This window comes from Agathobaculum sp. NTUH-O15-33, assembly GCF_033193315.1.
Lineage (GTDB): Bacteria > Bacillota > Clostridia > Oscillospirales > Butyricicoccaceae > Agathobaculum > Agathobaculum faecihominis_A.
On record NZ_CP136187.1, the window covers coordinates 3,202,985 to 3,220,835 of the forward strand.

A 17,851-nucleotide genomic window follows, 5' to 3' on the forward strand; every position below is an offset into this window, starting at 1 on the left:
GCCCTATAAGGGCATAAAAAAGCCAGCGCCTAAAAGACGCTGGCTTTCACTTCGTTCAAGCCCTGATGGTAAGACTACTTACTACCCTTGAAAGGGTCAACATATTCTTTCTTACTTAAGCTATCTTCGATTTGATCCTGCTTATCTTGCTCCCTGATATATTTTTGAATCGTGGCCGTATTGATTCCTACCGTGCTCACATAATATCCAGTCGCCCAGAAATTACGACTGCCGAATTTATATTTTAAATTCCCATGCCGCTCGAATATCATCATCGCACTTTTCCCTTTTAAATATCCCATAAACTGCGAGATACTGTATTTCGGCGGCACGCTTACGAGTAAATGAATATGGTCAGGCATCATATGCCCTTCGATGATTTCCACACCCTTCCACTTGCACAAATCCTTTATAATTTGCTGTATATCTTTTCGCAGCTGCTTATAGATTATTTTCCTTCGATATTTCGGTGTGAATACGATGTGATACTTGCATACCCATTTTGTATGTGCTAAACTGTTTGCCATAAAGGTCTTCCTTTCTGTTTCTTTGGTGGCTTGAACACTCACCATTTTATCAGTTTGGAAGTCCTTTTTTGTTTAAACTTGAATCCCACCCGCATTGCGGGCGGTTCTTACCGTATTTGCTCTGCAAATACGCCACCGCTAAAGCACTAAAAGAAGGACGCGCCGTTATGGCGCGTCCTTTGCTGTTGCTAAGCTTCTTTAGTCTGTTACGATTATGGTAAATACCTTGTCTGCATATCCATTAGCTTGCAAGGTAACGGTATTGGGGCCGGAGACAAATTGTTCCGCCGGAATCGTCAGCACATTAACGCTAGAATAGCCGACGCTTTCTTCCGCAATCTTTGGCTCGCTCAAAGGTGCCGATTCGATCAGTACGCTTGTAAGCGCGTTTTGATAGGACGCATCCCAACTATCACCCACCACAATCTTCACCGCAGTACCTAGGGCAACCTCCATTTCCGTACCGTAATACAGCTCATCGTTTTGGATCAGTTTAACGACGTAGGGCGCTTGCTGCGCGGTTACGTTGACTGTCAGCGTCTTATCGTGATAGCCGGCGGCGTGCAGAATAATTTCATGCTCGCCAATCGACAGGCCCGACAGGGTAAAATAATAGCCCCACGAATCCAAACCTAGTTCGTCAGCCGTTTTTTCCTCTTGGTCTATTGTGGCCCCGGTAAAGGCGTCAAAATAGGTGCGATCCACATAGGACCCAAGATAAACTTTAACGTCTTTACCCACCTCCACGGAATCGCTATCCAGCTTTACCGCTTCCGGCGCGTCCAGCTTGTCGGTACTGCCGCCTTCGTTGCCGTTACCTTCGTTGCCGTTACCTTCGTTGCCGTTACCTTCGCTGCCGCCGCCTTGATTGCCGCCGCCGTTGTCCGACGGAGTGACCGCAAAGGATAAGTCCTGATAGCCGGTCGCTGACACAACCACCGGAACTTCCGTCTTGCCGTCAAAGCAATCGGCGGTAAAGTCAAGGTACGTCGCGCCGCCAAAGTTATCATGGTTCGATACCTTAAAGGACTTGGTATCCTGCCAAAAGCTTACAACCATCGTGCAGCTTTCGCCGCCCACCGCAGCGCCGGTAACCGCGTTTAAGTACGCCTTCAGATCCTCGTCTTCTGCGGTAAAGGATACTCGATAATAATCATCACCGACGATCTGGTCAACCCGTTTCGTACTTGCCACGCTCGGCGGGGTCGTGGTTTCCGAGGCGGGCGGTGTTTCCTTAGCGGCCATGACAAACGCCACGGTCACTTCGTTATAATATGTGTTGGTGAACTGAACAGCGTAGTCACCCGGCGCGGTAAAGATATCCTTCCCCAGCGTCAGCCGGTTGTCGGATATTTCATAGCCAAGCTTCTTGAAGCTGCTTTCCTGCCCCTCCGGCAGGATCTGCTTGGTCTCGCCGTCCGGCAGGATCAGCGTGACGGTATTCAAATGCTTAAAGTAATCGCCGGTCTCCTCCCCGGAGATAACGACAACAGGATCGCCAACTGTATAGCTTTCTTGATCCTTCGTCATCGTTTCCGCGCCCTCAAGCTGCTTCTTCTGGCTGCGGAAGGAGATGCTCGCCGTCTGATAGCCCTTTGCTTCGATTTTCAGCGTGTTGCTGCCCAGCGGCAAGGCGGCGGTAAGGGTCAGGGTATTGTCGGAAATGCTGTATGCGTCCGCACCGAGCGCCTGCCAATTATCATTTAAATAAACGTCGGAGACCGCGCTTAAATAGTCCGCGTTTGCTTTGAAAACAGCGTTATCGCCCTCAGTCACAGCGGAAATGGCCTCGCCGTTCGCATTCACAAGCGTTATATCGGCGGCTGGCTTAGCTGCGGACTGGTTAAACGAAGTGGTTTCTCCCAGCAGGTTGTCTTCCAGCACCTGCTTGACCGCGTAGGGGCGGTTCGGCGTGGTCTGCGCGCTGCCGGAGGCCGTATATGCCGCCAGCGATAAATACGTACCGTTTACCTTAGCCGTGTTGACCGCGTCAAAGTATCCGGTGGTGGTGTATACCTGCTCCGCGCCCTGATAATAGACATACAGCGGCGTCAGCTCCGCCCAGCGGTCGGCAATGGCCGTGGCGTGGGCGCTTTCCACACCCAGATCGTCCAGCAGCCGCGCATTCGCCAGCAGATCGGCGTCGAACACGATATAAGCGTTCATGGTGTTGCCGCCGCCCTCCGAGCCGCTGCCCGAGGACGCGCCGCCGCTCGAGGTCGCGCGCGAGATCGCATCGACCTTCATCGACGCGGCGCGCGGCGTGGCTTCGGCTTTTACCGTACCGACGGCAAACGATTTTGCAAAGGTTTTAAACCCATCCGCGTAAACGGTCAGCGTATAGTTACCCGCCTGCGCGATATTATTATTGATGGTATTGTACAGCGTGAACGTGTCGCCGATCAAATACCAATCGGTAATGCGCTCCAGCTCGCGGGTTTTGCCGTCCGGCCCGGTCATCTGCACGCGGTAGATCGGCATGGTGATGCCGTAGGTCATATCGGCAACGGTAAAATGCGTGTTTTGTCCACTTACAACGGCGCTGTCAGCCAGCATCATGGAAGGCATTTTTTCGTTTACCACGTGGATCGGAAACAGCTCCGCCTTACCGTTGGAAGTAACGCGCAGGCGATAACGTCCGTTGGCGTAGAAATTAGACTGACCCAGCGGCACGGTGACCTGCGCCACCGTATACGCGCCGTGCGGCGCGGCCTTATCGACCTGATACGTCAAATCCGTATTAAGCGCGGTATTGTTTTCGTCATACGCGATGAGATCAACATCTGTAATACCATCCACCCACGCGCGCTCGGCGTCTGTTCCATTGGCATAGTTGAACATCAGCGCGACCTCACCGCTGACATTAAAAACGTTATCGCCGCCCTCGTACAAAACGGCGTCGGGCGAATAGAAAGCGACGCCGCCTTCCGCCTCGCCCACCGCGAATGTGGTCTTGGCCGGGCTTACGCGCACGTTGCCTGCCGCATCGTAATTGGTCAGGTGATAATCCCAAACATAAACCGGGCCGTTGGACATAAAGTAGGCCGGCTCATCCGCGTTGGTCACCGCAACGGGCGCGGTTGGCGCGGGGTTATCACTCAGCGTAACGGTTTGCGTTTTTCCGCCGCTGGCGGCTGTCAGCACGGCGGGATTTGGCGAGGTCAGCTCCCATTTCATGATAGCGCCGTCGTCCGTGACCGGGGTAAGCGCTTCGGTCACATCCGTGCCGTCGATCGTGACGGCGGTGTTGTTTTTGGAATAGCCGCTGCTGAATGCAACGCTTACATATTGGGCGTATCCAAGATCCACCAGCTTGGTCTGGGCGGCAATGACCGGCTCGGCCTGCGTGCTCGGCGTATCGCTGCCGGAGGACGAACCGCCGTTAGACGAACCGTCCGAAGACGACGAACCACCAGAGGACGATGAACCGCCCGAAGACGACGAGCCGCCAGAGGACGATGCTCCGCCGCTTGTCACGCCGGAACCGGACGAATTGGTGGTGGCGCTATTGCCGCCCTCCACCGCCTTTCCGCCGACGGTACTGCCGCTGACGCCGCTTGCCACAGTTACCTTGGTGTTCGGCGTGGCGACCACAACGTTATTGGCATTCGCGGCAACCGCAGAAACCGTGCCTTCACCGCTCACGCTAACGCCGGCCGCGTTGGCCATCACCGTGGCAACCTTTGCGCCCTTGTTCACCGCAATGCTGGACGAAGCCGCTTCCGGTTTAACGGTTAACGTATCCACCGTGCCGCTCTGTACCGTAACGGATGCTTGCCGCGTTACCTCTATGGCTGCAATATCACCGTCCACCACCAGATCGCTCTGCACATCTACCGTGCCTAGCGTGCTGCTATGCGGCACCAGCCGGGTCGCGTTGTTGGGGTTGGCCAGCGTAACGCCGCCGCTGATCTTGGAATTTGTAACATGTATGGAATTCGCGCCGCCGCCACGTATGATCAGCTTGCCCGATACGGTCACACCGTCCAGCGTCGCGTCACCGGCGCCCACGCCGTCGGCCAGAATCAGGTCGCCGCTTACCGCCGTGTCCTTCAGCGTTGCGCCCGCCGCGCGTACCACCACGTTGCCGCCGCTCACCTGCGATACGGTCTCCGCGTCGCTTACATATGTGCCGACAAGGCTGTCCATTACCTGTGCGAACTCGGCGCGGGTAATGCTGTTTTTGGGGCTGAGCTTGCCGCCGGCGCCGTTTATATATCCGCCGCCCACCATCGCGGCCAGACTGCCCTTTGCCCAAGCCGATATCTCCCCGCTATCCGCAAACCGGCTGAGAGACGCTTCGCTGCCATCCTCCAGCGAAAAGGCCCGCGCAAGCACGACGAACGCCTCCTCCCGCGTGATCGCGCTGTCCGGCGACAGTTTGCCGTTCGAGCCTTGGAACGCGCCCATCTGCACGGCCTTGGCCATGTCGCTATAGTACCATGCGCTCTGCGGTACATCCTGATAGCCTGATAGCGACGCGGCCGCGCTTGCGCCAAAGGCGCGGTTAACGATTGCCGCCATCTCCGCGCGCGTCAGCTTGCCGGAAGCGTTAATTTTGCCTTCCGAGCCACTCAGCAACCCGTTTTCCACCGCATGCGTCAGCGCTGCTGCCGACCAGTCGGACGGAAAATCGCTGAAATCCGCTGGTGCCAGCGCCAATGCGTTGGACGGTAACAGCATGGCGGCCGCCAGAGCAATGGCTATGGTATTTTTTCGTTTCACTTTTTTGCCTCCTTCTCAGTTAGCTTACGCTAACTTATATGGAAAAATCTTGTCGCCCCTTGTTGCGCAACTCTGCGCTTCAAATAGGCGACAACAACTTCCTCCATAGTTAGCAATTGCTAATCACAGTGTCCGAATGCAGTATATCATGCTGTTATTTATTTGTCAACCACGTTTTTATGCTTTTAGCAGAAAGGCCCGCGCAAGCAACTCGCGCGGGCCGTCGTTCTTTACTGATCTTGCGGTTGACACGCGGCGCAATAATACACCGAACCGCCAAGATACGCTTCCTTCGTAATCGGGCCGCCGCATTTTGGGCAGCCGCCCGCAAGCGCGTTTTTGCTCATGCGGGTCTGATAGCCGCCCTTTTGTCCAAAAATGTTCTTTTCCGTATCGCGCCCGCCCTTTGCCGCCATTTCCGCCAAAACAGAGCGGATGCTTTCCAGCAGCCGCTCGCGGTCCGGCCCGGTCAGCGTGCCCAGCTTGCGCTTGGGGTGAATGCCCGCCTGAAACAAGATATCCTGCGCCACGCCGTTGCCGATACCGGGGAAGCGCTGCTCGGTCGCAAGCAGCGCCTTGGCGCTTAAATTCGGCTTGCTCTCTTCCAGCAGCCGCCGGTAGTACGCGGCAAAGCCTTCGTCCCCCGGCGCGAGCGCCTTTCTGCTTTTCAGGTAATACGGATCGTCGTACTCGCCCGTGTGCAAGTAGATGCCGCCATACATCGCCACCGTGAACACCAGCGCCGCGCCATCCTCAAATGAAAGGAAAAGCTGCCAGTCCTTTATTTTATCCCCACTGTCCACAAGGCGCACGTTCACCCCGTCGTTGATGCAAAGCCGCTGCCCGTTGTCAAAAACAAGCTCTACAAAAATGCCGAAGCCCTCCGCGCCGGCAACCGTGCTTCCCGCAAGCTTTTTTTCATAATCCGCCGCTTCTCCGCTAAACCAACAAAATTTATGCGGCTTTGTCGGCGGCAGCACCGACTTGATCCGCTTGCCTGCCACATGCGCGCGCAGCTCTTCCGCCCGCGCCGTTACTTCGGGATATTCCAGCATCTTTGTTCACATCCTTATCTTCTAGTTGCTTTTATTATACCTGCGCCGCCCGGTTTGTAAAGGGCGGGCTTTTATTTTTTCAGCAACTTTTCCGCTTCGTCACGCGCGTCGCGCAAAACGACGTGCGTGCGGTCCTCCAACCAAACGGCGGCTGCGCTTAAAAAGAACCACGCAAAGGTGAATTGCGGCGTGATCTGGCCGAGAAAGTTAAACGGCATATCGCTGTAATCCCATACGTTCCAGCCCAAATGCGTGTTCACAATCAGCCCGACCGCAAGCTCCAGCGCCGTGACGATGAACGCCCCTTCTATCATTTGCAGCAATAGCGGCGGGCGCTTGCCGCGCGTTTCGTTTAAAAGCCCGATCAAAACGAAGCACAAGCCGCCCAAAACACCCATTGTCCAGTGTGTTTTGCCACGCCACAGCATCTCCACGCCCATGTACAGCACCCCGCCGATCAACGCGATCGGAATATGGTGAACAAACTTTTTGATACGATCAGCCCCTTTTATCCGTGCCTTTCTATGTTATATGCGGGGCGTAAACGGCACATACTACCGCTAAATAAAATTCAAACGAGGTGTTTTACATGTCCCATATCGCCCCGCGGCTCCAGCCGCAGTTCGAGACCCTTTCCATTGATCTGAAAAACGAGATTCTCTCACGCGACGTGCAGATCAATACGCTGCCGGATCTGATCGCCGTACTGGAACAGATCGTAAACGAAGGAGGACACTAAAATGGATATTTTACGCGAGCTTCCCATGGGCTTCGGCATGGCGCTGATGCAAAACGAGGATGCTTACCGCCGCTTCAGCAGTATGCCTGAAAGCGAGCGCCGCGAAATCGTGAACCGCACGCACGCGGTCACCTCCAAAACCGAGATGCAGCAGCTCGTGGACAGCATCATATCGTGAATCTACTGGTGGTTCGCTGCGCTCACAATTTAATACGCGGCAGTAGCCGCGATAATGGCGGGCTTACCTCAGCAATGTCATTTAGTTAAGGGAAACGCATAGGAAAAAACAAGGGAATTACCGAGCTAGCAGGGCGCGAGAAGGTGAATTGTCCGAAGGCCAAGAGAAGCTGGTCTGGGCCACGCCTCGGCGCGCCGTCTCAAAGGGACGTAACACTTGCTGAGAAACCATGTCCCTTCGCTCGGCCGTACCAGCCTGTTTGATGCTCTCACTTATCCCGGTGCTTCGCTCTCGGCGCGCCGAGGGCGTCGCGCCCTACATGTTCTGTGTTTGCGTTACCTTTTTCTCTTGCCTGACCTTATATGAATGACATTGCTGCCCCAGCCCGCCGAAAGCGAAGCGCCAGCAAATGTGGGCGCGCATACCAGCCCGGTCCGGCCGAGCAAAGCAACCCGTCCACTGAATCCCTAGGCACCCGATCCGGCACCGCCACAAATTGTTTCTATAACAAAAGGGCGGCACACGCCGCCCCTATACAGGAGAAGGGAAAAGAATGGAGGTCAAGGGGGAAGGAAAAACCGTATGGTTGTTCCTTCCCCTTTGCCCCCGCGCCGGGCGGCGCGACCGTCCTTCGCGGCTACCGCCGCGCATTTCATCGCGAGCGCAGCGAGACACCTGAAAAAATGCAACTTTTTTGCGTTTGACATTCGCTAGATGTCCTTTTATCATATACTTTCGTGTATAATAGACTCCATAAGCCAATATTCGTAGTCCACAGGCTTTTAGGCCCCTTCCTCAAGAATCTACCACCGAAAGCACCTTTCATATAAGCTAGTAGTATACATTAAAAAAGAGTTTGTTCACACGACAAGAGGATAATATGGACAGAAAATTCATGGGGTTGCGGCTCAAGGCCGCACGCAAAAATAAAGATTTAACCGGAGAGCGTTTGGCTGAAATGTGTCATATCAATGCGACGTACCTACGCCAAATTGAAGCTGGCCGAAAAATACCCAGCCTTCCGGTATTTATTACCTTATGTAATCTATTAGAGGTTTCACCTACTTACTTGTTGGAAGATACCTTGACGAAAAACGAATTGACCGACTTTGAAGTATTGTCACAGCTCTGGTCAAGCGCTACCCCCGGACAAATCGAACTTGTAACCACAATGATTCGCAGCGCACTTGAATACATGAACTAGCACCGGAGGCCAAATCATGACCAACTACACGCCTTTTCTCCAATCTCTATCGAATAACGGCAACGATATGGATGATTATTGGGAAAATTTCGACTGCACACACCGTTTTCTCATCAAAACCAATCCCGCTTATGTCGCGGCGGATCTGGAATGCATTCACAAAACCGCCGTGCTTTTTGATGAACTGAATACCGCGCAGACCGCCATCGTGGAAGTGCACTTTTATCTCGTTACAGATTTCATTGAACTTGGCAACCGGTTTTACTATGCCTTCGGGCAAACCCTAGCCCTGCTTGAATGGTTTTCTCCACAGGATGTGGACGCGTTCCTGCAAACGCTGGATGAAAAGCGCGAGGCGTTTGATTCCTCCCCCGTCGCTGTCACAACGCGCCGCCAAGCAAAAATCAGCTATCATAGACTCAGCTCCCTATACGTCGGCCTGCACCGCCAAACCCAGCTTGCCGAAACGCTCGCCGCTTACCAGAAGTCCAAGCAAGTTACTGAGCGTTTTCTCCCCTTCGCGGGCTACGCAGCCCAGCGCCTTCGCCAGTTGGGCTGCGTTCCCAACCGTACCACGCCCCTAGCCGAATCCCTGATCGCGTATTACGAAAATAGCCGCTAACGCAAACAGAACCGCAAGTCAAACTGACCTGCGGTTCTGTTTTTATATTCCTATCATTGCGTTTCTTGTCGAATCGTGGTATTTTATAGTTACGGGCACTGTTACCAGACGGGGCAGGCGGCTGACCACTCCTTTTGAAAGGGGTGGTGTATATGGATATACCGAAATTCTTACGAATTTCAATATGTGCAATCATCTTGCTACATATTTTTATCACATATGCAAAGTAGCCGCCCCCTCTCCCAAGAGATAGCGGCTACTTTGTAGCGCATTTCCGGGTCAGCCGTCTGCCGACAGTGCCCCTTTACATGTTTATTTTATACCACTTATCCGTAAATGTCAATCGCTTTGCATAGCCTTCACCTTACCACACAGATTATCACATATGCAAAGCAGCCGCCCCCTCTCCCCAGAGTGAACGGCTGCTTTGTAGCAACAACCTAGGGTCATCCGTCTGCCGACAGCGCCCTTTACAGGTCTATTTTAATGCACAAAAAGCGAATTGTCAACATGGTACTTGGCGCTCCATCGAAAACAGCCGATGGCAGCGCCTGTTCCAAAATGGCTGTTGGGTTTTAAGCGTGTGCTATGTAATCCGCCCGATACTCTGGAATAAAAAATACGCAGGTACACAGCACCGCAACAAGGCTTTTCAGTTCCATCATTTGCGACTGCGCCCTAAAAACATCGCTTTGGCACGGTATCACATCCGCCGGCATTTTGCTTAAGTGCTGTGCTTTCTCTAAATTTTGGCGGATCACGCTGTTCATTTCATCGCGCGTGGCGGCAAATTTGCGGTAATCATGGTTTCTGTTCTCTTGATTGACCCGCTGCTTATATGTACCGCAGCGCAGCTCTTCAAGGGTTGCACAATAGGTGTCAAACGCCGGGTCGGGTATGCTGCGCATGTGATAAAAAGCTTCCACCATGGGATAATTCAAGTACAGCTTGCCCATGTCCGAAGATTCCACAAAGTATTGCGCCATGCGTTCTATTTTTTCCACGGTATAAGCCGGGTCTTGCGGGTCAAGATCAAAAATCAAAAGAATATCCGAATATACTTCATCAAATATCCGTTTCTTTTGCTCGTCCGGCTCGCGTTCCTTGAGTAATTGCAGCAGATCAAAAGCTTCGGGATCATTTTCCGAAAACATTTCCTGATACAGCGTATAGATATTCGTATTGTAAGAGACGATTTTATAGCGACTCGCCAGCTCGTAAACGGCAAGCAGCTTTTCCATCAGCCGCACGTCGGTTTTTGCGCCTTCCACAAGTATTAAAATCTTAGGCTGGGGATCAGGCATTAAATTCACCACTCATATATAGTTTTTCCAGATTGTGCCCTTCGCGCAGTTCCCGCTTGGTAGCATTCGCAAATGAAGTGAGGCCCGCTTGCGATAAAATGAAATAACAATCCGGCCGCATGATCCGGTTCGTGAGCAAATTTGTATTGTGGGAAGTTAAAATCGTTTGACAGCCCGGAACGTTCTCCAAAAGCAGCACTAGGGTTTCTGCCAATTCATAGTGGTAAAACGCATCAAATTCATCAATAAACATGAGGGAAACGCGCTGCGCCGTTTTATACCAGTAAAAAAACGTATACAGCGCTTTTGTGCCGCTGGAGGCGGCTTTAAAAAACGGCAATGGCGTTGCAGTGTCAAAATACAAGCGCATTACGCCGTCCGCATCCTCCTTTGCAACTAAATTCTCAGTTAATCCGGCGCGGTGTAAAAAGTTTTCCAGCTCTTTCAGGTTGCCTTCTTCAAACACAAAATCAAAATAATCGTTGCTGTTTGCCCTGTATCCAATATATCTATTTTCATCTAAGCTTCTGAACCAAAGCATATGGGATACAAACTCGATCAACTGATATAGCGGGTGGTTTTCCTGCAATGCGGAATTCGTGATCACATATTTCAGCATCGAATCCTTGCCTCGAAAACTCAGGTTCAGCGTGGGCACAAGCTCGCTTATTCCTGACAGATCGCCAATCTGCGTTAAATAGTCATACGCAAACAACGCCTTTCCGTCGATTGCAATCGCCTCGTAAGTCAACTCCTGTTTTTCGTTTTTTCGGTACCGATAATCCACCTCAACAGAATGGAAGCAGAAAACATAATGAAATTCCGCCACTTTTTCTTGATTATTAACATTTAAATAGTAGTCATATAAACCCGGCGAAATATTGTTGGACGTTAAATGCGAAACAATATCGAAAAGAGCCAAGCCAAAGTTGGATTTTCCCACTGAATTTTTACCGTAAATAATCACTTTACTAAGCAGATCGCGAGAAATGCAGGCGGGGTTAAACTTATAATCCCTTACATCCGAAAAATCCAGAGTAACGGTACCCGCAAAGTTCTTAAATCCAGTTACCTCAAATCGTTTCAGCATGGTATCACCTCTTCTAAACTGAGTATATCCAGTTTTTTTTAATAAGTCAATGTTATCCGTAAAAAAATTACGGATGACTGTGCAATATCTTAATTTTGCGACATTTTATCCGCACAAATCACCAAAACCTACTTACATACGAACTAACCGATCAATTTGCGTTGCCATTTTCCTTCCGCGCATTTTTCTCCCCAAAACTGGGCACGCTAACACCCAATCCAAATTGCGGAGGAATGCGTATGTTTAAGCAACTGCAAAAACTGGGCAAGGCGTTTATGCTGCCGATCGCGATCCTGCCGGCGGCGGGCCTGCTGCTCGGCATCGGCGGGGCGCTGTCCAACCCAAACACCGTCGGCGCTTACCCCTTCCTAAACCACTTCGCGTTGCAGGCGGTTTTCCAAATCATGTCCGCCGCCGGTAACGCGGTTTTCAGCAACCTGTCGCTCATCATCTGTATCGGCCTTGGCGTTGGCCTTGCGACGAAGGACAAGGGCACGGTTGGCCTTGCCGCCGCGGTCTCCTTCCTCGTCATGAACGCGACGATCGCCATGATGCTGGATATTTTCCACCCCGGCGCGGACGCGATTGACACCGGCGTGGTCGGCTCCATCGTGATCGCGCTGATCGTCACGTTTTTCCACAAGCGCTATAACGGCATTCAGCTGCCCGCCTTTTTAGGCTTCTTCGGCGGCTCGCGGTTTATCCCCATCATTTCGTCCTTTGCCGCTATTTTCGTCGGTATGGCGTTTTTTCCTCATCTGGCCGCCCGTACAGACCGGCCTTGTCGCGCTGGGCGGCGTTATCGCAAAGCTCGGCCCGATCGGCACCTTCCTGTACGGCTTCCTGCTGCGCTTGACCGGCGCAGTCGGCCTGCACCACATGGTATATCCGCTGTTCTGGTATACCGAGTTGGGCGGCGTGGAGATGGTTGCGGGCCAGCAAATCGTCGGCGCGCAGAACATCTTTTTCGCAGAGCTGGCCGATCCCACTCACGTGGGCCTGTTCACGCACGGCACCCGCTTTTTCGCGGGCCGCTTCGCGACGATGATGTTCGGTCTGCCCGCCGCGTGCCTTGCCATGTACCATTGCGTGCCCAAGGAACGCCGCAAGGCCGTATACGGCCTGTTCCTCAGCGCCGCGCTGACCTCGTTCCTCACCGGTATCACCGAACCGATCGAGTTCATGTTCCTTTTTATCGCGCCGTGGCTGTACGTGGTGCACGCGGCGCTGGACGGTCTGTCCTTCCTCGTTGCCGATCTGCTTTCCATCCGCATCGGCAACACATTTTCGGGCGGCCTGATCGACTTTACGCTTTTCGGCGCTTTGCAGGGCAACGAGCGCACCAACTGGCTGCTGGTCATTCCGGTTGGCATTCTGTGGGCGGTAATCTACTACCTTCTGTTCCGTTTCCTGATCCGCCGCTTCAATGTGCCTACGCCGGGCCGTGAGGAAAACGCGGACGACGAGGTAGCCGTGACCACCAAGGATTCGCTTCACGACACCGCGCGCTACGTGATCGAAGCCCTTGGCGGGCGCGATAATCTGGAGGACGTGGACGCCTGCATCACCCGCCTGCGCGTTGCCGTGAAGGACCCCGGCAAGGTGGATAAGGACGCGCTCAAATCCCTTGGCGCGGCGGCTGTCTTAGAGGTAAAGGGCGGCGGTATCCAAGCCGTTTGGGGCGCGAAGGCCGACCTGATCAAGCAAAAAATCCACGAGATCATTGGGGAGGCGGGCTGATATGGGTAAAACGTTACCGCGCGGGCTGATCGTTTCCTGTCAGGCGCTTGAAAACGAACCGCTGCACTCCCCCTTCATTATGGGCCGCATGGCCGTGGCCGCCCAGCAGGGCGGCGCGGCCGGTATCCGCGCCAACGGCGCGGAGGATGTGGCCGAAATCCGCAGCCTTGTGCCCCTGCCGGTGATCGGCATCATCAAGCGGGAGTACCCCGGCATGGCGCCCTATATCACGCCGACCGACGCGGAGATCGAAGCGCTTGTCCGCGTCGGGGCAGAGGTCATCGCGCTGGACGCGACCATCGATCAGGATGAAACCTTCCTTTCCACCCTGCACGAGCGCTGGCCCGGCCAAGCCTTTATGGCGGATATTTCTACCGCGGAAGAGGGCCTGCGCGCCGACAAGCTGGATTTCGATTATATCGGCACCACGCTGATCGGCTATACCACGCAGTCCAAGGGTCTGGACAAGTTCGAGGTGCTGCGTCGGCTGATCGCGGAGTGCCGCCACCCGGTCATTGCGGAAGGTAATTTTAACACACCCGAGCAGGCGGCAGAGGCCATACGCCTTGGCGCGCACGCCGTTGTGGTCGGCAGCGCCATTACGCGCCCGCAGCTGATCACCCGCTCGTTTGGCGACGCGGTAAACGCCGCTTTAAACGGATAGTTTTCCCCACTTTTCTTGTTTTTTTATTCAGCAAAAGAAAGTGGTTATATCCTCCCTATTTTATTCGTTATTTTATCCTCTTGTGGGGATTAATTTTTAACCGAGGTGAAAGAAATGCAAGACATTGAACTGCTTCAATATGTACACGAAACCGCCGAAATGGGCATAGAAGGTCTGCAAAACGTGACCAGCCAAATAGAAAACCCAAAGCTTCGCCAAGCCGTCGAATCGCAAATTGTGGAGTATCAGGATATTGCGCAACAATCCGGCTCCATGCTGCGTTCCAAGGGCGAAACGCCGAAAAACCCCGGCCTTATGGCGCGCGTTTCCAGCGAAGTCATGTCCACTCTAGAAACGCTGACCGATAATTCCTCGTCCAAGATCGCGGAAATGGTCATTCAGGGCAACAACATGGGCATTACCAAGGGCCTAAAGCACCTGCACGACTACGCGGGCGATGATAAGCAGGTGCGCGGCCTTGCCGAAAAGCTGCTCCACACGGAACAGTCGAACGTCGAACAGATGAAGCCGTTTCTATAAATGATACAACCGAACCACCCGCGCAAAGGAGAGGCCGTTGCTTACCAGAAAGCAGCGGCCTCTTTATGCTATTACCGGCAGCAGCAGCATTTGCAGCACTTCAGCCGGCCTTGGGCAATTTCATTTCTGCGGATCGCTTCAAAATCAACGTTTGCAGCATCCGACATAAAGCGCGTGCGGCAGCAGCAACAGCAGCAGCAACACCGGCGGTTTCTTCCAGACAGGCGGCACATACTATTCCCTCCTTTACATTAAGGTAAGTACGCCCCCATCTGTTATCACGATATGCCGCCGGGCTTGCCGCTGTTACCGGTTTCGGCAAGGGGCAGCACCAGCACGTCCTCACCGTTTATATCCTTTTCCCCGTTTGGAGCAAAGCCCAGCTTTTGATACAGCCGCATGGCCGCCGTGTTTTGCGGGTAACAGCTCAAAAACACCTCGCCGCAGCCGTATTCCCGCCGCAGCCGGTCGATCAACAGGCCAATAGCCGCCTTGCCGTAGCCCTTGCCCTGCTGTCCGCCGCCGATGAGCAGCCGATCCAGCCAAACGCGGCCGTGCGCGCCCTCGCGCGGGAAAAAGCCGTACATGGCAAAGCCGATCACCGCTTGCTCCGCTAAAATTGCCACGGGCCGCCATAGCCGCAGCCGCCGCGCCTCCCGCAGGCATGCGGCGGGCGTTTCCACAAAGCCCTCCTGCCCGGGCGCGGCGGTGAGCGCCAGCACACTTTTCCGGTTTTTTGCCGATACCGGCTCAATTTTCAGTTCCACAAATATCGAAATCCTTTCTAAGCGCCAGTATAACGCATGGCGAATGAGGATTCAAGCGGATAAATGTAAACTCTCCCCGCGCACCGCGGGCGGGCGCGCGGCATAAAATACAGCGAGGTGATTTTACCTTGGCTATTAAAATTTTTATCGATCCGGGGCACAACCCCTCCGGCCCGAACACGGGGGCCGAAGGCAACGGCCTGCGCGAACAGGATGTAACCTACACCGTTTCGCACTATCTGGCCGACATGCTCCGCGCCGATCCACGGTTCGAGGTGCGGCTCAGCCGCAACACGCCGGATGAGGTACTCGGCACCAGCAACGCCACGAGCCTTGCCGCGCGCGTCAACATGGCCAACAGCTGGCCGGCCAATTACTTTATCAGCATCCACTGCAACGCCAATACCAACCCGGCCATCAACGGCACAGAGGTCTACGTTTACCAGCAGTACTCCCAATCCTACTGGCTGGCCCAGCATGTGCTGAACGGCATTGTGGAGCGTGTGGGCACGCGGGACAACGGCGTGCGGCTAAACCCCAGTTTATACGTGCTGCGCCGTACCAACATGCCCTCTATCCTAGTCGAATTGGCGTACCTGACCAACGTAAACGACGCCAACAAGCTGCGCGATGATCCCTACGGCTTCGCGCAGGGCATTTATAACGGCTTACTCGCATATTTTGGTTTTTCGTATCCTTGACGGCAGCAGGGGCCGGGCATAAGTCCCGGCCCTTTTGCTTGTGTCATAAAAGCGATTGCGCTTTCTCAGCCGCTGGTGTATAATGGGGCAAACAACAAGGAAGGTGAACCCCATGAGAAGATTGCTCTCGAGCGTCGCGGTCACCGCTATGATCGTCTGTTCGCTCATCGGCACGGCGAGCGCGCACGGCGGCCACCACCGCGCCGCCGCCCGCCAGTGCGATTCGTCCGTCTGCATGGTAAACGGCGTGTGCGACGGTTCTTGCACCGGCACCGGCTCGTGCCGGAATTACGATGGCTGCAATTACACCGGCTCCACTGCTGCCGTATGCCATTCGCACCACGGCCACCACTAAGTCATGACCACCCCAAAGCGGGGTGGCATGAACAAGCCCTATAAGGGCATAAAAAAAGCCAGCGCCTAAAAGACGCTGGCTTTCACTTCGTTCAAGCCCTGATGGTAAGACTACTTACTACCCTTGAAAGGGTCAACATATTCTTTCTTACTTAAGCTATCTTCGATTTGATCCTGCTTATCTTGCTCCCTGATATATTTTTGAATCGTGGCCGTATTGATTCCTACCGTGCTCACATAATATCCAGTCGCCCAGAAATTACGACTGCCGAATTTATATTTTAAATTCCCATGCCGCTCGAATATCATCATCGCACTTTTCCCTTTTAAATATCCCATAAACTGCGAGATACTGTATTTCGGCGGCACGCTTACGAGTAAATGAATATGGTCAGGCATCATATGCCCTTCGATGATTTCCACACCCTTCCACTTGCACAAATCCTTTATAATTTGCTGTATATCTTTTCGCAGCTGCTTATAGATTATTTTCCTTCGATATTTCGGTGTGAATACGATGTGATACTTGCATACCCATTTTGTATGTGCTAAACTGTTTGCCATAAAGGTCTTCCTTTCTGTTTCTTTGGTGGCTTGAACACTCACCATTTTATCAGTTTGGAAGTCCTTTTTTGTTTAAACTTGAATCCCACCCGCATTGCGGGCGGTTCTTACCGTATTTGCTCTGCAAATACGCCACCGCTAAAGCACTAATTCAAGGAAAGAGGGCGTGGAAAACCTTAACGGTTTTCCACGCCCTCTTTCCTTTTATCAATCCTCAGCGCACTTATGCCGCGGGCAGCCGCAGCACCGTACCGGGGTAAATATAGCGCGGGTCGCTGATCTGATCGCGGTTAAGCGCATAGATCGCGGGCCACTTCACGCCGCCGCCCAGCGTTTCGCGGGCAATGCCCCACAACGTATCGGACAGGTAGGTGATCAGCACCTGATTGTCCAATACGTTCTCATCCTTCATAAGCTTCGCGCCCTGAAACGCGGCACGAATGCAGCGCGGGGCAGTTGACGGCGCTGTACGGGGACAACGTATTTGAGAAAGACGGGATAAGGCGGGACAGGACGGGAGACGGCGAGAAAACCCGCTGTTTATGCGGGAAACGGGGCATTTTCAACCGGGACGGGCCCGCGATGGGGCCGCAAATTATCAGACAACTTGAGTGAAGGGCGTCGAGGCGATCGGCGTCCTTTTTTCATGCCCTGGCGAGCCCTGGGAGGCCCAGGAACGGCGGCGGCGCGTCGGGCGCATATCAACCCGCCGAGGGGCGAAAAACCTTGATACAAGGCCATTTTCGGGCGCAAGAAGGGCCGCTCGGCCCGTCCCGGAAGTCACAGCAGCAGACAAAGAGGACGGGCTTCGCGGCCCTTGAGGATAGTATAGCAGACGAGGCCCCGGAAGGCAAGCGGGCGAAGCGTGCAAACAGGGCGTTAAACCGTGCAGGAATTAACAGCAGGGGGCAAAAACAGGGGTTCGGCGGCGCAGATCGGCGGGGCGGGCGCGTTACGAGCCGTTAAACGGGGCGTTACTCACAGGGCGGCGACGGAGCGGAACCAGGGGCAAAACGCCCGCTCGCAATTCTACAATTCCCCCAAACCCGTGTAGAATTGTAGAATTGCCCGGAATAC

18 protein-coding genes and 1 pseudogene are annotated in these 17,851 nt (G+C 53.8%); 10 read left to right on the forward strand and 9 right to left on the reverse strand.

Going from position 1 to position 17,851, the window contains the following annotated elements; translation table 11 throughout:
- Positions 1–74: 74 nt before the first annotated feature.
- From tnpA (RWV98_RS15480) to RWV98_RS15495, 4 genes are all read right to left on the reverse strand, one after another.
- On the reverse strand, positions 75–527 hold the full coding sequence (tnpA, locus tag RWV98_RS15480) for an IS200/IS605 family transposase (protein ID WP_317861216.1): 453 nt from the start codon (positions 525–527) through the stop codon (positions 75–77).
- A gap of 198 nt (positions 528–725) precedes the next feature.
- Positions 726–5,252: a hemoblobin-interacting domain-containing protein gene (locus RWV98_RS15485; protein ID WP_317861881.1), complete on the reverse strand. Its 4,527-nt coding sequence runs from the start codon at positions 5,250–5,252 to the stop codon at positions 726–728.
- Positions 5,253–5,482: 230 nt separating this feature from the next.
- A complete protein-coding gene (locus tag RWV98_RS15490; protein WP_317861883.1) occupies positions 5,483–6,307 on the reverse strand; it encodes a DNA-formamidopyrimidine glycosylase family protein in 825 nt (274 codons plus the stop codon).
- Positions 6,308–6,378: 71 nt separating this feature from the next.
- Entirely contained in the window at positions 6,379–6,747 is a 369-nt protein-coding gene (locus RWV98_RS15495; protein ID WP_317861885.1) for a putative ABC transporter permease, read from the reverse strand.
- A gap of 149 nt (positions 6,748–6,896) precedes the next feature.
- On the opposite strand from RWV98_RS15495, the gene RWV98_RS15500 reads away from it, so the two are divergent.
- From RWV98_RS15500 to RWV98_RS15515, 4 genes are all read left to right on the forward strand, one after another.
- Positions 6,897–7,046 carry a hypothetical protein gene (locus tag RWV98_RS15500; protein WP_317861887.1) on the forward strand — a complete coding sequence of 50 codons (150 nt, stop codon included), beginning with the start codon at positions 6,897–6,899 and terminating at the stop codon, positions 7,044–7,046.
- Position 7,047: 1 nt separating this feature from the next.
- The gene (locus RWV98_RS15505) at positions 7,048–7,224 is read left to right on the forward strand and encodes a hypothetical protein (protein WP_280962829.1); all 177 of its coding nucleotides are present in this window, start codon (positions 7,048–7,050) and stop codon (positions 7,222–7,224) included.
- A gap of 880 nt (positions 7,225–8,104) precedes the next feature.
- Positions 8,105–8,428, forward strand: a complete 324-nt coding sequence (locus RWV98_RS15510) for a helix-turn-helix domain-containing protein (RefSeq protein WP_280962828.1) — start codon at positions 8,105–8,107, stop codon at positions 8,426–8,428.
- 16 nt (positions 8,429–8,444) lie between these two features.
- Complete coding sequence (locus tag RWV98_RS15515; RefSeq protein ID WP_317861889.1) at positions 8,445–9,050, forward strand: hypothetical protein; 606 nt, start codon at positions 8,445–8,447, stop codon at positions 9,048–9,050.
- A gap of 575 nt (positions 9,051–9,625) precedes the next feature.
- Here the strand turns inward: RWV98_RS15515 and RWV98_RS15520 are convergent.
- Together RWV98_RS15520 and RWV98_RS15525 are read right to left on the reverse strand one after the other, a co-directional pair.
- Entirely contained in the window at positions 9,626–10,321 is a 696-nt protein-coding gene (locus RWV98_RS15520; RefSeq protein WP_317861891.1) for a hypothetical protein, read from the reverse strand.
- A gap of 25 nt (positions 10,322–10,346) precedes the next feature.
- Complete coding sequence (locus RWV98_RS15525; RefSeq protein WP_317861893.1) at positions 10,347–11,444, reverse strand: AAA family ATPase; 1,098 nt, start codon at positions 11,442–11,444, stop codon at positions 10,347–10,349.
- 275 nt (positions 11,445–11,719) lie between these two features.
- Here RWV98_RS15525 and RWV98_RS15530 point away from each other — a divergent pair.
- The 4 genes and pseudogenes from RWV98_RS15530 to RWV98_RS15545 all read left to right on the forward strand — a co-directional run.
- Positions 11,720–12,121 (forward strand): annotated as a pseudogene (locus RWV98_RS15530) (PTS transporter subunit EIIC); the annotation flags it as partial.
- 43 nt (positions 12,122–12,164) lie between these two features.
- Positions 12,165–13,184 (forward strand): PTS transporter subunit EIIC, encoded by a 1,020-nt coding sequence (locus tag RWV98_RS15535; RefSeq protein WP_317861894.1) that lies wholly within the window; start codon positions 12,165–12,167, stop codon positions 13,182–13,184.
- 1 nt (position 13,185) lies between these two features.
- Positions 13,186–13,848: an N-acetylmannosamine-6-phosphate 2-epimerase gene (locus RWV98_RS15540; protein ID WP_317861896.1), complete on the forward strand. Its 663-nt coding sequence runs from the start codon at positions 13,186–13,188 to the stop codon at positions 13,846–13,848.
- 114 nt (positions 13,849–13,962) lie between these two features.
- Positions 13,963–14,388 carry a PA2169 family four-helix-bundle protein gene (locus tag RWV98_RS15545; RefSeq protein WP_280962822.1) on the forward strand — a complete coding sequence of 142 codons (426 nt, stop codon included), beginning with the start codon at positions 13,963–13,965 and terminating at the stop codon, positions 14,386–14,388.
- A gap of 278 nt (positions 14,389–14,666) precedes the next feature.
- Here the strand turns inward: RWV98_RS15545 and RWV98_RS15550 are convergent, their stop codons facing one another.
- A complete protein-coding gene (locus tag RWV98_RS15550; protein ID WP_317861898.1) occupies positions 14,667–15,155 on the reverse strand; it encodes a GNAT family N-acetyltransferase in 489 nt (162 codons plus the stop codon).
- Positions 15,156–15,283: 128 nt separating this feature from the next.
- On the opposite strand from RWV98_RS15550, the gene RWV98_RS15555 reads away from it, so the two are divergent.
- Positions 15,284–15,856, forward strand: a complete 573-nt coding sequence (locus RWV98_RS15555) for an N-acetylmuramoyl-L-alanine amidase family protein (protein WP_317861900.1) — start codon at positions 15,284–15,286, stop codon at positions 15,854–15,856.
- A gap of 112 nt (positions 15,857–15,968) precedes the next feature.
- Positions 15,969–16,211: a hypothetical protein gene (locus RWV98_RS15560; RefSeq protein WP_280962818.1), complete on the forward strand. Its 243-nt coding sequence runs from the start codon at positions 15,969–15,971 to the stop codon at positions 16,209–16,211.
- 110 nt (positions 16,212–16,321) lie between these two features.
- On the opposite strand, the gene tnpA (RWV98_RS15565) is transcribed toward RWV98_RS15560, so the two are convergent.
- Together tnpA (RWV98_RS15565) and RWV98_RS15570 are read right to left on the reverse strand one after the other, a co-directional pair.
- A complete protein-coding gene (tnpA, locus tag RWV98_RS15565) occupies positions 16,322–16,774 on the reverse strand; it encodes an IS200/IS605 family transposase (RefSeq protein ID WP_317861216.1) in 453 nt (150 codons plus the stop codon).
- A 223-nt stretch (positions 16,775–16,997) separates the two neighbouring features.
- On the reverse strand, positions 16,998–17,186 hold the full coding sequence (locus tag RWV98_RS15570; RefSeq protein WP_317861902.1) for a LysM peptidoglycan-binding domain-containing protein: 189 nt from the start codon (positions 17,184–17,186) through the stop codon (positions 16,998–17,000).
- Positions 17,187–17,851: the final 665 nt, after the last annotated feature.

What these genes read in the sequence shown, in the direction of transcription:
- RWV98_RS15515 (WP_317861889.1), top strand. Translation starts at nt 8,445, where the DNA reads ATGACCAACTACACGCCTTTTCTCCAATCTCTATCGAATAACGGCAAC.
- tnpA (WP_317861216.1), bottom strand. Translation starts at nt 16,774, where the DNA reads ATGGCAAACAGTTTAGCACATACAAAATGGGTATGCAAGTATCACATC.
- RWV98_RS15540 (WP_317861896.1), top strand. Translation starts at nt 13,186, where the DNA reads ATGGGTAAAACGTTACCGCGCGGGCTGATCGTTTCCTGTCAGGCGCTT.
- RWV98_RS15495 (WP_317861885.1), bottom strand. Translation starts at nt 6,747, where the DNA reads ATGGGCGTGGAGATGCTGTGGCGTGGCAAAACACACTGGACAATGGGT.
- RWV98_RS15500 (WP_317861887.1), top strand. Translation starts at nt 6,897, where the DNA reads ATGTCCCATATCGCCCCGCGGCTCCAGCCGCAGTTCGAGACCCTTTCC.
- RWV98_RS15505 (WP_280962829.1), top strand. Translation starts at nt 7,048, where the DNA reads ATGGATATTTTACGCGAGCTTCCCATGGGCTTCGGCATGGCGCTGATG.
- RWV98_RS15525 (WP_317861893.1), bottom strand. Translation starts at nt 11,444, where the DNA reads ATGCTGAAACGATTTGAGGTAACTGGATTTAAGAACTTTGCGGGTACC.
- RWV98_RS15490 (WP_317861883.1), bottom strand. Translation starts at nt 6,307, where the DNA reads ATGCTGGAATATCCCGAAGTAACGGCGCGGGCGGAAGAGCTGCGCGCG.
- RWV98_RS15545 (WP_280962822.1), top strand. Translation starts at nt 13,963, where the DNA reads ATGCAAGACATTGAACTGCTTCAATATGTACACGAAACCGCCGAAATG.
- RWV98_RS15560 (WP_280962818.1), top strand. Translation starts at nt 15,969, where the DNA reads ATGAGAAGATTGCTCTCGAGCGTCGCGGTCACCGCTATGATCGTCTGT.
- tnpA (WP_317861216.1), bottom strand. Translation starts at nt 527, where the DNA reads ATGGCAAACAGTTTAGCACATACAAAATGGGTATGCAAGTATCACATC.
- RWV98_RS15510 (WP_280962828.1), top strand. Translation starts at nt 8,105, where the DNA reads ATGGACAGAAAATTCATGGGGTTGCGGCTCAAGGCCGCACGCAAAAAT.
- RWV98_RS15570 (WP_317861902.1), bottom strand. Translation starts at nt 17,186, where the DNA reads ATGAAGGATGAGAACGTATTGGACAATCAGGTGCTGATCACCTACCTG.